10 protein-coding genes are annotated in these 14162 nt (G+C 69.5%); 6 read left to right on the top strand and 4 right to left on the bottom strand.

Annotated features, from left to right (window positions below; all coding sequences use genetic code 11):
- Nucleotide 1 precedes the first annotated feature (1 nt).
- A complete protein-coding gene (locus ACFWU9_RS25100) occupies nt 2–976 on the bottom strand; it encodes a GNAT family N-acetyltransferase (protein ID WP_384322069.1) in 975 nt (324 codons plus the stop codon).
- Nucleotides 977–1197: 221 nt separating this feature from the next.
- Nucleotides 1198–2259, bottom strand: coding sequence for a LacI family DNA-binding transcriptional regulator (locus ACFWU9_RS25095; protein WP_384322067.1), 1062 nt, complete (start codon nt 2257–2259; stop codon nt 1198–1200).
- 124 nt (nt 2260–2383) lie between these two features.
- On the opposite strand from ACFWU9_RS25095, the gene ACFWU9_RS25090 reads away from it, so the two are divergent.
- From ACFWU9_RS25090 to ACFWU9_RS25070, 5 genes are all read left to right on the top strand, one after another.
- Complete coding sequence (locus tag ACFWU9_RS25090; RefSeq protein WP_384322065.1) at nt 2384–3535, top strand: Gfo/Idh/MocA family protein; 1152 nt, start codon at nt 2384–2386, stop codon at nt 3533–3535.
- Complete coding sequence (locus ACFWU9_RS25085; RefSeq protein ID WP_384322063.1) at nt 3532–4761, top strand: dihydrodipicolinate synthase family protein; 1230 nt, start codon at nt 3532–3534, stop codon at nt 4759–4761. The genes ACFWU9_RS25090 and ACFWU9_RS25085 overlap by 4 nt, the downstream gene beginning before the upstream one ends.
- Nucleotides 4762–4889: 128 nt before the next feature.
- Nucleotides 4890–5681 carry a sugar phosphate isomerase/epimerase family protein gene (locus ACFWU9_RS25080; RefSeq protein ID WP_384322106.1) on the top strand — a complete coding sequence of 264 codons (792 nt, stop codon included), beginning with the start codon at nt 4890–4892 and terminating at the stop codon, nt 5679–5681.
- 325 nt (nt 5682–6006) lie between these two features.
- Nucleotides 6007–8229, top strand: a complete 2223-nt coding sequence (locus ACFWU9_RS25075; RefSeq protein ID WP_384322061.1) for an ATP-dependent RecD-like DNA helicase — start codon at nt 6007–6009, stop codon at nt 8227–8229.
- A 277-nt stretch (nt 8230–8506) separates the two neighbouring features.
- A complete protein-coding gene (locus tag ACFWU9_RS25070) occupies nt 8507–9796 on the top strand; it encodes a citrate synthase (RefSeq protein ID WP_384322059.1) in 1290 nt (429 codons plus the stop codon).
- A gap of 646 nt (nt 9797–10442) precedes the next feature.
- Here the strand turns inward: ACFWU9_RS25070 and ACFWU9_RS25065 are convergent.
- On the bottom strand, nt 10443–10697 hold the full coding sequence (locus tag ACFWU9_RS25065; RefSeq protein WP_384322057.1) for a heavy-metal-associated domain-containing protein: 255 nt from the start codon (nt 10695–10697) through the stop codon (nt 10443–10445).
- 143 nt (nt 10698–10840) lie between these two features.
- Entirely contained in the window at nt 10841–11575 is a 735-nt protein-coding gene (locus tag ACFWU9_RS25060; protein ID WP_384322055.1) for a TetR/AcrR family transcriptional regulator, read from the bottom strand.
- 153 nt (nt 11576–11728) lie between these two features.
- Between ACFWU9_RS25060 and ACFWU9_RS25055 the strand changes: the two genes are divergently transcribed.
- Entirely contained in the window at nt 11729–14050 is a 2322-nt protein-coding gene (locus ACFWU9_RS25055; RefSeq protein WP_384322053.1) for an MMPL family transporter, read from the top strand.
- The last annotated feature ends 112 nt before the right edge of the window (nt 14051–14162 follow it).

Below are 14162 nucleotides of genomic sequence, written 5' to 3'. Positions count from 1 at the left end.
TTCACGAGTGAGAGTCCACGACGGACTCGTCGAGGAGCGGGAGCCGCCAGTCCTGGCCGACCAGGTCCGCTCCGTAGGACCGGTGCGGTTCTTCGGCGACGAGGCTGAACCCCGCCCGTACGTAGAGCTTTCGCGCAGCGGTCAGGACGTCGTTGGTCCACAGCACCACCTCCCGGTACCCCGCACCGCGCGCGAAATCCACTACCGCCTCGATCAATCGCTCTCCCAGGCCGTGTCCGCGCGCCTCCGGCTCGACGAGCAGGAGCCGCAGCCGCGCCGTGCCGGGCGACTCGTCCCGTACACACATCACCGAGCCCACCGGCCGCCCGTCGAGCTCGGCTATCCACACCCGCTCCAGCCGCTCGTCGTGATCCGCCGCGAAGTCGGCGACGATCCTGGCGACCAGACCCTCGAAAGCGGTGTCCCATCCGTACTCCGCCGCATACACCGCGCCGTGCCGCTGCACGATCCAGCCCAGCTCGCCGGGGACCGGCTCACGCAGCACGGGCCCCTCGCGCCGCGAGGCGGACGCCCGGCGGCCGTCAGGAGCGGCTTCGCCGGCGCTCAGCAGCTCCCTGGCCGTCCGAAGCGCCTCCACGAGGCGCGGGCGCTGATCCGGCTCGACCCGGTCCAGCAGCGTGCCGACCGCCTCGCGCGAGCGTTCGTCGAGCAGCGCGGCCGTCCCGCGCCCCTGCGGTGTCAGCGTGATCCGCTGCCGCCGGGCGTCCTGCTCGGACGGAGCGCGCTCAACCAGGCCGTCCCGCTCGAACTTGGTGAGCATCCTGCTCAGATATCCCGCGTCCAGCGACAGTTCGGCCCGGAGCTCGGCGGCATCCGTACGTGGCGTGTGCGCGAGCTCGTACAGCAGCCGTGACTCGGTCAGCGTGTACGGCGTGTAGAGGTGCTTGCTGTAATTCAGCGCGCCGATGAGGTTCGTGTAGAAGCGGTTGAACGCGCGGATCTCCTGAATGGTCATGGTCCCCCGACCCTTCGCTCATTCATTTTTCTTGACTCAGTCAACGGTACGCTCGGGCCGCCAAGATCGGCAAGACACTCGATCGGGTGAACCCACCCGCCCCGCTTCCGCCCGGGCCCCGCCAACCGCCCTCAGCCCCACCGCCCCCGACCGCAGCTCCCACGCCACGCCCCCCACTCGCACCACGCCCCCCACCCGGTTCCTCACCCCTCACCCGTTCCTCACCCTCGCGGCGGCGCCGTCGAAGCCCGCGCCATCAGCTCCGCGGCGATCGTCGCGATCCCGCCCGGCGGCGGAGCCTCCGTCCCCATCGCGAGCCGGCCGGCCCGCGCCCCCGCCTCGTACAGGGGCAGCCGCACCGTCGTCAGCGCCGGTACCGCGTCGACCGAGAACGGCAGGTCGTCGAAGCCCGCCACCGAGATGTCCTGCGGGATGCGCAGCCCCTGGTCGCGCACCGCCGCACAGGCCCCGAGCGCCACCGTGTCGTTCGCCGCGACCACCGCCGTCAGGTCCGGCGCACGCCGCAGCAGCTCCAGCGTCGCCTCGTAGCCCGAGCGCCGGTCGTAGGGGCCGTGCACCGTCAGCGGACCCTGGTCGTCCGTCAGCCCCACGGCGGTCAGTGCCGCCCGGTGACCCTCCAGGCGGTGCCGGGTGGTGGTGCGCTCCGCCGGACCCGCGACGTATCCGATCCTGCGGTGCCCCAGTGCCAGCAGATGCTCGGTGAGCCGCCGCCCGCCACCCCGGTTGTCGAACGCCAGTGAAGCGACGACCGCGCTGCTGCCCGGCAGCGGAGGCCGCCCGCACAGCACCACATGCGTCCCCGCGTCGGCGAGCTTGGTCAGCTTGGCCGACATCGCCGCGATGTGCGTGGGATCTTCGAGAGCCCCGCCCGTGAGGATCACGGCGGCGGCCCGCTGGCGTTGGAGAAGGGTGAGATAGGTCAGCTCCCGCTCCGGGGAGCCGCCGGTGTTGCAGACGACGGCGAGTTTCTCGCCACCGGCCCTGCCGCTCCCCTCCTGGCCGCCGATCTCGGTCTGCGCGGCCCCGGCCATGATCCCGAAGAACGGGTCGGCGATGTCGTTGACCAGGATCCCGACCAGATCGGACGTCGCGGCCGCGAGCGAGCTGGCCGGCCCGTTGAGCACGTAGTCCAGCTCGTCCACCGCCCGCAGTACGCGCTCTCTGGTGGTCGCGGCCACGGGGTAGTTGCCGTTCAGCACGCGGGACACGGTGGCGGGCGACACCCGGGCGCGGGCAGCCACATCGGCCAGGGTGACTGTCATCGGCGGTTCCTCCGGAAGGTGGGTGACGCGGCGGATCGGCGCCGGACTCTTGTCCGGTCGCTTTCGGCAGGCTAGCTTCATACCCTATAGAAAGCGCTTGCTACGGCCGTATGGAGGGAACTTCGTGACACGCAGGACAGTGCGGATCGCCATGAACGGCGTCACGGGGCGGATGGGGTACCGACAGCACCTGGTGCGTTCCATCCTCGCGATCCGCGAAGAGGGCGGACTGGACCTCGGCGACGGTGACGAGCTCTGGCCCGAGCCCGTCCTCGTCGGCCGCCGTGAGCACGCCCTCAGAGAGGTCGCCGAACGGCACGGCCTCACCGAGTGGTCCACGGACCTCGACACCGTCCTCGCCGACGACAGCGTCGACATCTACTTCGACTCGCAGGTGACGTCCGCGCGGGTCGAGGCGATCAAGAAAGCCGTTGCCGCCGGCAAGCACATCTATACGGAGAAGCCGACCGCCACCGACCTCGAAGGCGCCCTCGACCTGGCCCGCCTCGCCCAGAGTGCCGACGTCAGACACGGTGTCGTCCAGGACAAGATCTTCCTTCCTGGCCTGCTTAAGCTGAAGCGCCTCATCGACGGCGGTTTCTTCGGCGAGATCCTCTCCGTAAGAGGCGAGTTCGGTTACTGGGTCTTCGAAGGCGACTGGCAGGAACCGCAGCGGCCGTCCTGGAACTACCGGGCCGAGGACGGCGGTGGCATCACCGTCGACATGTTCCCGCACTGGGAGTACGTCCTGCACGAGCTGTTCGGCCGGGTCAACTCCGTCTCCGCGCACGTCACCACGCACATCCCGCGCCGCTGGGACGAGCAGGGCAAGCCCTACGCGGCCACCGCCGACGACTCCGCCTACGGGATCTTCGAGCTGGAGGGCGGCATCGTCGCGCAGATCAACTCCTCCTGGGCCGTACGCGTCAACCGGGACGAGCTCGTCGAGTTCCAGGTCGACGGCACCCACGGCTCGGCGGTCGCCGGGCTGCGCCGCTGCCGCGTCCAGCACCGCAGCGCCACCCCCAAGCCCGTCTGGAACCCGGACCTGGCCGCCACCGAGTCCTTCCGCGACCAGTGGCAGGAGATCCCGGACAACACCGAGTTCGACAACGGCTTCAAGGCGCAGTGGGAGCTCTTCCTGCGCCACGTCACACTCGGCGAGCCGTACCGCTGGGACCTGCTCGCCGGCGCGCGCGGCGTACAGCTGGCGGAACTGGGCCTCAAGTCCTCGGAGCAGGGGCGCCGCTTCGACGTACCGGAGCTCTCGCTGTGACGACCCCGACCTCATCCTCCGCGTCGCCCGCCCCGGCCTCCGTAAGGAAGCCGGGGCAGGGGCTACGGCTTCCCGACGCGGACGGCGGGCTGCGCACGTACCACCCGCGCCCCGAACCCGCCCCCTTCACGACCAGAGGCGCCGACGCGGCCCCTCTCGTCTCCCGTACGGTCTTCTCCGCCGCGCACGTCGTCGCCGACCCGTACGCCGACAGCAGCCCGGGCGCACCGGTCGTCGTCGACTGGGACACCACGCTCGCCTTCCGCCGCCACCTGTGGTCGCACGGGCTCGGCGTCGCGGAGGCCATGGACACCGCGCAGCGCGGCATGGGCCTGGACTGGGCCGGAGCGGCCGAGCTGATCCGCCGTTCGGCGGCGGAGGCGCGGTCCACCGGCGGCCGGATCGCCTGTGGGGTGGGCACCGACCAACTCGCGCCGGGAGCACATTCTTTGGAGGAGGTGCGAGCGGCGTACGAGGAGCAGCTCGCGCTCGTCGAGGAGACCGGCTCCCAGGCCATCCTCATGGCCTCACGGGCTCTCACCGCCGCCGCCAAGGGCCCCGAGGACTATCTGGACGTCTACGCCCATCTGCTGCGCCAGGCGGACGAACCCGTCGTGCTGCACTGGCTCGGTCCGATGTTCGATCCGGCGCTGGACGGCTACTGGGGCAGCACGGACCTCGACACCGCCACCGAGACGTTCCTCCAGGTCATCTCCGAACACCCGGACAAGGTCGACGGGATCAAGGTCTCGCTGCTGGACGCGCGCCGCGAGGTCGAGCTGCGCCGACGGCTCCCGCAGGGCGTGCGGTGCTACACGGGCGACGACTTCAACTACCCCGAGCTGATCGCGGGCGACGAACGCGGCTTCAGCCACGCGCTGCTGGGCATCTTCGACCCGCTCGGGCCGGTGGCCGCCGAGGCCGTACGCGTCCTGGACACGGGTGACGCGAAGGGCTTCCGGGAACTGCTCGACCCCACGGTCGAGCTGTCCCGCCATCTCTTCCAGGCGCCCACGCGCTTCTACAAGACGGGTGTCGTGTTCCTCGCCTGGCTGGCCGGGCACCAGGACCACTTCGCGATGGTCGGGGGCCTCCAGTCGGCCCGTTCGCTGCCGCATCTCGCGCGGGCCTACGAACTGGGCGACGGGCTGGGCCTGTTCCCGGACCCGACGGTGGCCGCGGCCCGCATGACGTCCCTGCTCGGCGTGTACGGAGTGGACCAGTGACCGAGATGAACCAGCCTGCCCACGTGAACCAGTCGTCCGAGGTGACCGAGCCCGCCGACCCGTCCACGGCGGGCGGCGCCGGTGCGAGCGCACCGCCGGGCGACCTCGGCCGCTTCAGCATCAACCAGATGACGGTCAAACAGCTCACCCTCCCCGAGCTCGTCGAGGCGTGCGTACGGCTCGGCGTCCCGGGAGTGGGCCTGTGGCGCGAGCCCGTGCAGGCGTACGGCGTGGAGGCCGCGGCCAAGCTCGTGAGCGACGCCGGTCTCGCGGTGACCACCCTGTGCCGCGGCGGCTTCCTGACGGCGATCGCCCCCGCGGCACGCGCCGATGCCCTGGACGACAACCGCGCGGCCATCGACGAGGCCGTGACCCTGGGCACCGACACCCTGGTCCTGGTGTCGGGCGGACTGCCGCCCGGCAGCCGCGATCTGCACGGCGCGCGGGAGCGCATCGCCGACGCGCTGGAGGTCCTGGCGCCGTACGCCGGGGAGCGTGGGGTAAGGCTGGCGATCGAGCCGCTGCACCCGATGTACGCCTCCGACCGCTGTGTCGTCTCCACCCTCGACCAGGCGCTGGAGCTGGCGGAACGCTTCCCCGTCGAGCAGGTCGGGGTCGTCGTGGACACCTACCACGTGTGGTGGGACGACCGCGCCCCGGCGGCGATCGCGAGGGCGGGGAACCGGATTCACTCCTTCCAACTGGCGGACTGGACAACCCCGTTGCCGGCAGGCGTGCTCAACGGTCGCGGCCTGATCGGCGACGGGGCGATCGATCTGCGGACGTGGCGCGAACGCGTCGACGCGGCCGGCTACGACGGGCCGATCGAGGTCGAGCTCTTCAACGACACCCTGTGGGTGCGTGACGGCGCGGAGCTGCTGGCCGACGTCGCGGAGCGGTATGTGAGGCATGCGCTGTAAGGGAGGCCACCCTGTCGCGACGAAGACGCCCTCATAGGTAAATCATCACTTCTGTCATCTTCTGTCGTCCTTTCTGGTGCCAAGAAAAATTACTGCCCGCAGTCGTGCAACCCTTTCGCGGTGACGGCGGTCGTATAGGGCATCAAGGCTTCCGGGGAGGGGTCCGGGGGGATCGGGAAGCCTTGTTCGGAGGGGGGAGCGCGTGGGGCCCGGTCCTGGGGACCGGGCCCCTAAAGCTTCTCGGGAGAGCCCCTCGGGGCTCTGCCCGACCGGGAGTTGTCCACAGGCCGGGCCCGCTGTCGTACCCGAGCGGTAGCGTCGGATCATGTCCAATCTGGCCGTGCTCGAAGGCGTTCTTGAGCGGATCACGTACAGCAACGAGGAGAACGGCTACACCGTCGCCCGTGTCGACACCGGCCGTGGCGCCGATCTGCTGACCGTGGTCGGCTCGCTCCTCGGTGCGCAGCCGGGGGAGTCGCTGCGCATGGAGGGGCGCTGGGCCTCGCATCCCCAGTACGGCAAGCAGTTCACGGTGGAGAACTACACGACGGTCCTGCCCGCGACCATCCAGGGCATCCGCCGCTATCTCGGCTCCGGTCTGATCAAGGGCATCGGTCCGCGCATCGCCGAGCGGATCGTCGAGCATTTCGGCGTCGACACCCTGGAGATCATCGAGAAGGAGCCCAAGCGGCTCGTCGAGGTCCCCGGCCTCGGACCCAAGCGGACGAAACTGATCGGCGCCGCCTGGGAGGAACAGAAGGCCATCAAGGAAGTCATGATCTTCCTTCAGGGCGTCGGTGTGTCCACCTCGATCGCCGTCCGCATCTACAAGAAGTACGGCGACGCCTCGATCTCGGTCGTCAAGAACGAGCCCTACCGGCTGGCCGCCGACGTCTGGGGCATCGGCTTCCTCACCGCTGACCGCATCGCCCAGGCCGTCGGCATCCCGCACGACAGCCCGGACCGGGCCAAGGCCGGACTGCAGTACGCCCTCTCGCAGTCCACGGACCAGGGGCACTGCTTCCTGCCCGAGGAGCAGCTCATCTCCGCCGCGGTGAAGCTTCTCCAGGTCGACACCGGGCTGGTCATCGACTGCCTCGCCGAGCTCGCCGCCGAGGAGGAGGGGGTCGTCAGGGAGAAGGTGCCGGGCCCCGACGGGGGCGAGCCGGTGACGGCTGTCTATCTGGTGCCTTTCCACCGGGCCGAGCTGTCCCTCTCCGCCCAGCTGCTGCGGCTGCTGCGCGCCGGGGAGGACCGGATGCCCGCCTTCCAGGACGTCGTGTGGGAGAAGGCCCTGCCGTGGCTCGCGGGTCGCACAGGCGCGGAGCTGGCCCCCGAGCAGGAAGCGGCGGTGCGGCTCGCCCTCACCCGTAAGGTCGCGGTCCTGACCGGCGGGCCGGGCTGTGGAAAGTCCTTCACCGTCCGCTCGATCGTCGAGCTGGCCAGGGCCAAGAAGGCCAAGGTGGTCCTGGCGGCGCCCACCGGCCGGGCGGCCAAGCGCCTCGCCGAGCTCACCGGTGCCGAGGCCTCCACCGTCCACCGGCTGCTGGAACTCAAACCGGGCGGAGACGCCGCGTACGACAGGGACCGCCCGCTCGACGCCGATCTGGTCGTGGTCGACGAGGCGTCCATGCTGGATCTGCTGCTCGCCAACAAGCTCGTGAAGGCGGTGGCACCCGGTGCACATCTGCTGCTCGTCGGTGATGTGGACCAGCTGCCGTCGGTGGGGGCGGGAGAGGTGCTGCGGGACCTGCTGTCCGAGGAAGGGCCTGTCCCGCAGGTGCGGCTGACCCGGATCTTCCGGCAGGCGCAGCAGTCGGGTGTGGTGACCAACGCCCACCGCATCAACTCCGGGGTTCAGCCCATCACCCAGGGACTCAGTGACTTCTTCCTCTTTGTGGAGGACGAGACGGAGGAGGCCGGGAAGCTCACGGTGGACGTCGCGGCCCGCCGCATTCCGGCCACCTTCGGGCTCGACCCGAGGCGCGACATCCAGGTGCTGGCCCCGATGCACCGCGGTCCGGCCGGTGCGGGCGCCCTCAACGGCCTGCTCCAGCAGGCCATCACCCCCGCCCGTCCCGAACTGCCCGAGAAGCGGCTCGGCGGCCGGGTCTTCCGCGTCGGGGACAAGGTCACCCAGATCCGCAACAACTACGACAAGGGGCAGAACGGGGTCTTCAACGGCACGGTCGGGGTCGTCACCTCGCTGAACCTGGACGACCAGTGTCTGACGGTGCGTACGGACGAGGACGAGGAAGTGCCGTACGACTTCGACGAGTTGGACGAGCTGGCGCACGCGTACGCGGTGACGATCCACCGCTCACAGGGGAGCGAGTATCCGGCGGTGGTCATTCCGGTCACCACCGGCGCCTGGATGATGCTCCAGCGGAATCTGCTCTACACGGCGGTCACCCGGGCCAAGAAGCTCGTGGTCCTGGTGGGCTCCCGGAAGGCGATAGGGCAGGCCGTTCGTACGGGCTCCGCCGGCCGCCGCTTCACCGCGCTCGACCACCGGCTCTCGGGCAGCCTCCAGGCCGGCGGCTTCTAGCCGGTTCCGGCGGAGCGTGAGCGGGCCTCGGGCCGGACGGCCGGCGGTGCCTCCGGTGCGCGCTGGAGCACCCTCCAGGGGAGTGCCGCGCGGGAGGAATGCCCACCCCGGACTTTCGGAACCGGGGCGAAGGGGGCAGGATGTGAAAGTTGGCGGCACTCAGTGCCGCGAATAGGCCTAATGGTCGACCCCGAGTGCACTCTCCTGAGCCAAATGGGGGATGGTAGAGACAGTCAGGGCACCTCGAAGAAGAGGCACTACGTCGGTGAGGGATGACGTGAGCGACAACTCTGTAGTACTGCGGTACGGCGATGGCGAGTACACCTACCCGGTGATCGACAGCACCGTCGGCGACAAGGGCTTCGACATCGGGAAGCTGCGGGCCCAGACCGGCCTGGTGACTCTGGACAGCGGCTACGGCAACACCGCCGCCTACAAATCCGGCATCACCTATCTCGACGGTGAAGAGGGCATCCTCCGGTACCGCGGCTACCCCATCGAACAGCTGGCCGAAAGCTCGACGTTCCTCGAGGTGGGCTACCTGCTCATCAACGGTGAACTTCCGAAGGTCGACGAGCTGGCGTCCTTCAAGAACGAGATCACCCAGCACACGCTGCTGCACGAGGACGTGAAGCGCTTCTTCGACGGCTTCCCCCGTGACGCGCACCCGATGGCGATGCTGTCCTCCGTGGTCAGCGCGCTGTCGACCTTCTACCAGGACAGCCACAACCCGTTCGACGAGAAGCAGCGCCATCTCTCGACGATCCGGCTGCTGGCCAAGCTGCCGACGATCGCGGCGTACGCGTACAAGAAGTCGATCGGTCACCCCTTCGTCTACCCGCGCAACGATCTCGGCTACGTCGAGAACTTCCTGCGCATGACCTTCTCGGTCCCCGCGCAGGAGTACGAGCTGGACCCGGTCGTGGTCTCGGCCCTCGACAAGCTGCTGATCCTGCACGCGGACCACGAGCAGAACTGTTCGACCTCCACCGTGCGTCTGGTCGGCTCGTCGCAGGCGAACATGTTCGCCTCGATCTCCGCCGGCATCAGCGCCCTCTGGGGCCCGCTGCACGGTGGCGCCAACCAGTCGGTGCTGGAGATGCTCGAAGGCATCCAGGCCAACGGCGGCGACGTCGACTCCTTCATCAGCAAGGTGAAGAACAAGGAGGACGGCGTCCGTCTGATGGGCTTCGGCCACCGCGTCTACAAGAGCTTCGACCCCCGGGCGAAGATCATCAAGGCGGCGGCGCACGATGTCCTCTCGGCGCTCGGCAAGTCCGACGAGCTGCTGGACATCGCGCTGAAGCTGGAGGAGCACGCCCTCTCCGACGACTACTTCGTCTCCCGCAACCTCTACCCGAACGTGGACTTCTACACGGGGCTGATCTACCGGGCCATGGGCTTCCCGACCGAGATGTTCACCGTGCTGTTCGCGATCGGCCGCCTCCCCGGCTGGATCGCGCAGTGGCACGAGATGATCAAGGAGCCGGGTTCCCGTATCGGCCGCCCGCGCCAGATCTACACCGGCGAGGTCCTGCGCGACTTCGTTCCTGTCGAGAGCCGCTGAGCCGTCGCCCGACGCTCCTCGCGGTCGCGCCGACAGTCCACACGGTTCCCGCGGTCCACACCGGCGGCGCGGTTCCCCCGGTGCGCACCAGGGGCTCGCGGAACCGGAGTCCGTCGGAGCGCAACAGAAAGCGCCCCGCTTCCCGATCCCCCCACGGGTCGGTATAGCGGGGCGCTTCCCATATCCCCGGAGCGGATTCCCCCCACGGGATCCGGGCCGGGCGTCTGCGGTTGCCGGCAGAAGCCAGTTTCACGCGGTCTGCCGGGGTCCGAACAACCAGGGGGGCCGCTCAAAGCTCCCCAGCTGTACGTCCCCCGGCCAACGATTGCCTGAGACATCCCCCAAGACATCTCATGAACGTCCCCCAAGACGTTCTCGGCATCGCCTCTTAGACTCGCGAGCTGCCCGGATGGTTACCCCCAAATCTATGTGATCTAGATCTCTTTGTGAAGGTCCTGTGCCTCATGTGAAGGAGGCCGATCGCAAATTGTTGGTTGCTACGAAAACAGATGAAACGCGGGGCCGCTGCCCCCTCCGATCATCCGTCTGAGCAGGGATGTTGCGGCCTGGCGGGCGCCGAAACCGCCGAAGGCCGTACGTCACCGGGTTCGGATCCGGTCGCGTACGGCCTCCGGGACGAGGTCGCTCAGGCCTGGCCCGCCAGCTCGTAGCCCGCCTCGTCGACCGCCGCGCGCACGGCGCTCTCGTCCAGCGGAGCCTGGGAAATCACGGTCACGCGACCGGTGGAGGCCTCGGCCTTCACGGACGTGACGCCGCTCAGCGCGGAGATCTCGTCGGTGACCGCGCCTTCACAGTGCCCGCACGTCATTCCGGTGACCGCGTACACCGTGGTGACGGCGTCCGTCGCGGTCTCCGACTCGATCTTCGTCTCTGCGGTCATGGCGTTCTCCTCCGGGGGTGGGCGTGCGAAACCAGGTGCGTCAGGGGGTCGCGTGAACGCCCCGGCGCCCCGATGTCTCCGACTATACCCCTAGGGGGTATTGGTGGCGAATGCCGGACGATGGCGCCCGGCCGTCCGCGGGGTCAGGAGTCCGGTGCCGTGGTCTCCAGCGGTGACGGGCAGTGGGGGTGCGTGTCACCGACGAGCGGTTCCAGATAGCGGAACATGGCCAGCTTCAGCTCCCGGATGTACGCCTCCCGCTCCGCGCCCTCGTGCGACAGGATCAGATCCAGACCGCCCTTGAACAGCACGAAGATGAACTCCGCCGTTCTGGTGTGCTCCGCCCGTGGGGCGTCGGGGAGGTAGTGGCCCAGGATCTCCACGACCCGGGTGAGCACGGTGGAGTGGAGGGCGTCGTGCTCCTCCGCCATCTGTCCCGGGATCTCGGATCCGTGCATCAGGACGACGAACGCCGGATTCTCGCAGTTGAACGTGATCAGCGGATCGAGGACGGCGTCCAGCATCTCGGGGAGCGGCAGCTCCATATGGGCGGGAGTGAACGCCTGGCCGTGCGTCGTGCGCCAGCGATCCAGCAGTACGTCGCCCAGCTTGACCGCGATCGCTTCCTTGTTCGGGAAGAACTGGTACAGCGTGCCGGGCGAGACGCCGGCCTCCCGGGCGATGGAGTTGGTGCTCGCGCCCGTGTAGCCGGTCGTGCAGAAGACGCGGCCGGCGGCTTCGAGGAGCTGGGCGATACGACGCTCGCCGCGCGCCTGGCGGCGGCGCGGCTTCTCCGTCTCGTCGGCGGCCCCGCCGCTCCTGGCCGCGCTGTCCTGGACGTCTCGCTCCACGACTTCGTCTCTCCTCGCATCAGGCACGTGAACTCCCAGGGTCCCTCGATCGGTTGGCGACGGTTGACAAATGCGAGTCCTCGCTCGCATTCTTGGTGAATGCGAGCGATCGCTCGCGTTTTTCATTCTATGGCAGTCGCTGGCCCATGCCCTGGGTCTTTTTGAAGGGGACACCGCACTATGTCCGAAGTCAACAGGGGGTCGCGACTCGGCGGCCGGACCCGGTTCGTCACCGCGCGCCCACGGCTTTCGCTGCTGGTCGCCCTGGTGATCACGGCCTTGGCGGTCGTCGCGGGGAGCGGGGTCGGCGACCGGATGGGCAGCGGCGGGTGGGAGGATCCCGCCGCCTCGTCGACCTACGCCACGAAGGCGCTGGAGCGTGAGTTCCCGGCCTCCCAGCCGAATCTGCTGCTCCTCGTCGACGCGGGCGACAGAGGGGTGGACGATCCCGCCGTCGCCGCCGAGGCCCAGCGGCTCACCGAGCGGCTGGCCGCCGAGGACGGCGTCGTAGGCGTCGGGTCCTACTGGCAGACGCGCTCGCCCGCGCTGCGCGCCGAGAAGGGGGACGAGGCGCTGATCGCCGCCAGGATCGTGGGCGAGGAGAAGGAGGCCGGCGAGACCCTGGAGCGGATCGCGCCCGAATTCCGAGGCACGCGGGGATCGTTGGAGGTCTCGGTCGGCGGACCGGTCGCGGTGCGGCACGACATCCAGAACACCATCCAGGAGGATCTGCTGCGGGCCGAGCTGATCGCCCTTCCCGTGACGCTGGTCCTGCTCGTGATGGTCTTCGGCAGCGCGATCGCGGCTCTGCTGCCGCTGGGTGTCGGCATCGTCGCCATACTCGGGACCAACGCCGTGCTGCGCGGGATCACCGAGATCACGGATGTGTCGGTCTTCGCGCAGAACCTCACCACGGCTCTCGGGCTCGGACTGGCCGTGGACTACGCGTTGTTCATCGTGCGCAGATTCCGGGAGGAACTGGCCGAGGGGGTGGAGGTGCGCGACGCGGTGGGCGCCACGCTCCGCACCGCCGGGCGGACGGTGCTCTTCTCCGCGCTGACGGTCGCGGTGTCGCTCGCGGCCATGATGGTCTTCCCGCAGTACTTCCTGCGCTCGTTCGCCTACGCCGGGATAGCGGTGGTGCTGCTCGCCGCCGCTGCCGCGTTGATCCTGCTGCCGGCCGCGCTGATGCTTCTCGGCCATCGGGTCAACTCCCTCGATCTGCGAAGGCTGTTCACCCGGGGGCGTAAGGGCTCGGCACCCGGCGACGAGGCGCCGGACGGACCCCGGCCGGCAGGGGCGTCGGTGGCAGCCGAGGCGGGCCGGGGCTGGGGCCGTACGGCCGCTCTGGTGATGCGAAGGGCTCCGCTCTTCGCCATCGGGACGGCAACGGCTCTGGTGCTGCTCGGACTGCCCTTCCTGGGCGTCAAGTTCGGGACGGCCGACGACCGGCAGCTGCCGTCCGGCGCGGAGTCCCGGGTGGTCCAGGAGGACATCAGGGACGGCTTCTCCGGAAGCCCCGGCGGCGGGCTCGAAGTGCTGGGCGAAGGCCGGGCGACCGCCGCCGAGTACGCGGACTACCGCGACCGGGTGGCCGGTCTGCCGGATGTGCTGCGGGTCGACGGGCCCGTCGTCTCCGGCGACCACGCATACTTCACCGTGCTGCCGCGCGGTGAGGCGGTGGGCCAGGAGTCCCAGAGGCTCGTCCGTGAACTCCGGGCCGAACCGGCGGCCTTCGACACCTCGGTCACCGGTACGGCCGCCGTGCTCGTCGATTCGAAGGACGCCATAGCGGACCGGCTGCCCCTGGCCGCGGGCATCATCGTCGTGGTGACCCTGCTGCTGGTCTTCCTGCTGACGGGCAGTGTCCTGATCCCGATCCAGGCGGTGGCGCTCAACGCACTGAGTCTCACGGCGATGTTCGGAGCCGTCGTCTGGGTCTTCCAGGACGGCCATCTCTCGGGGCTGCTCGGTTTCACCTCCACGGGTGACATAGAGACGACGCTTCCGGTGCTGATGTTCTGCGTCGCCTTCGGACTCTCCATGGACTACGGGGTTTTCCTGATATCCCGGATCAAGGAGGAGTACGACCGCAGCGGTGACCACGAGCGGTCCGTCGTCTTCGGGCTTCAGCGCACTGGAGGGCTGATCACCGCGGCGGCGGTGATCCTGGCGGTGGTCATGGTCGCCATCGGCGCCTCGCGCGTCACGAACACCAAGATGCTGGGGCTCGGTATCGCCCTCGCGGTGGTCATGGACGCGATGGTGGTGCGGAGCCTGCTGGTCCCGGCGGTGATGAAACTGACGGGCAGGGCGACCTGGTGGGCGCCGGCGCCGCTGCGCCGCTTCCACGACCGGTTCGGGGTCAGCGAGGGCGGGTCCCGTCCGGCGCCCCCCACGGACGGCCGTGACGGCGGTGACGGCGCCGGCGGGTCGGGGGCGTCGGACGGTACCGGCGGGGCACTGGCCGGGGCGGGTGAGCGGGACAAGGCCGGGGTCTGAGTCCGAGCGGACCGAGCGCTCGTCACGGCTGAGGGCCCCGTACCCCCACCACGGAGGTGTGGGGGTACGGAGCCCCCTCGGAGCCGGTCGCTGTACGGAACGGGCGCGGGGG

The organism is Streptomyces sp. NPDC058653 (assembly GCF_042716895.1).
Lineage (GTDB): Bacteria > Actinomycetota > Actinomycetes > Streptomycetales > Streptomycetaceae > Streptomyces.
The sequence above is the reverse complement of the archived record's forward strand: the minus strand, read 5'-3'. Positions and strand labels throughout refer to the sequence as shown.

Excerpts from the sequence above, each read along its gene's own strand:
- ACFWU9_RS25100 (WP_384322069.1), bottom strand. The coding sequence starts at position 976 with ATGACCATTCAGGAGATCCGCGCGTTCAACCGCTTCTACACGAACCTC.
- ACFWU9_RS25095 (WP_384322067.1), bottom strand. The coding sequence starts at position 2,259 with ATGACAGTCACCCTGGCCGATGTGGCTGCCCGCGCCCGGGTGTCGCCC.
- ACFWU9_RS25080 (WP_384322106.1), top strand. The coding sequence starts at position 4,890 with ATGACGGTCAAACAGCTCACCCTCCCCGAGCTCGTCGAGGCGTGCGTA.
- ACFWU9_RS25075 (WP_384322061.1), top strand. The coding sequence starts at position 6,007 with ATGTCCAATCTGGCCGTGCTCGAAGGCGTTCTTGAGCGGATCACGTAC.
- ACFWU9_RS25065 (WP_384322057.1), bottom strand. The coding sequence starts at position 10,697 with ATGACCGCAGAGACGAAGATCGAGTCGGAGACCGCGACGGACGCCGTC.
- ACFWU9_RS25055 (WP_384322053.1), top strand. The coding sequence starts at position 11,729 with ATGTCCGAAGTCAACAGGGGGTCGCGACTCGGCGGCCGGACCCGGTTC.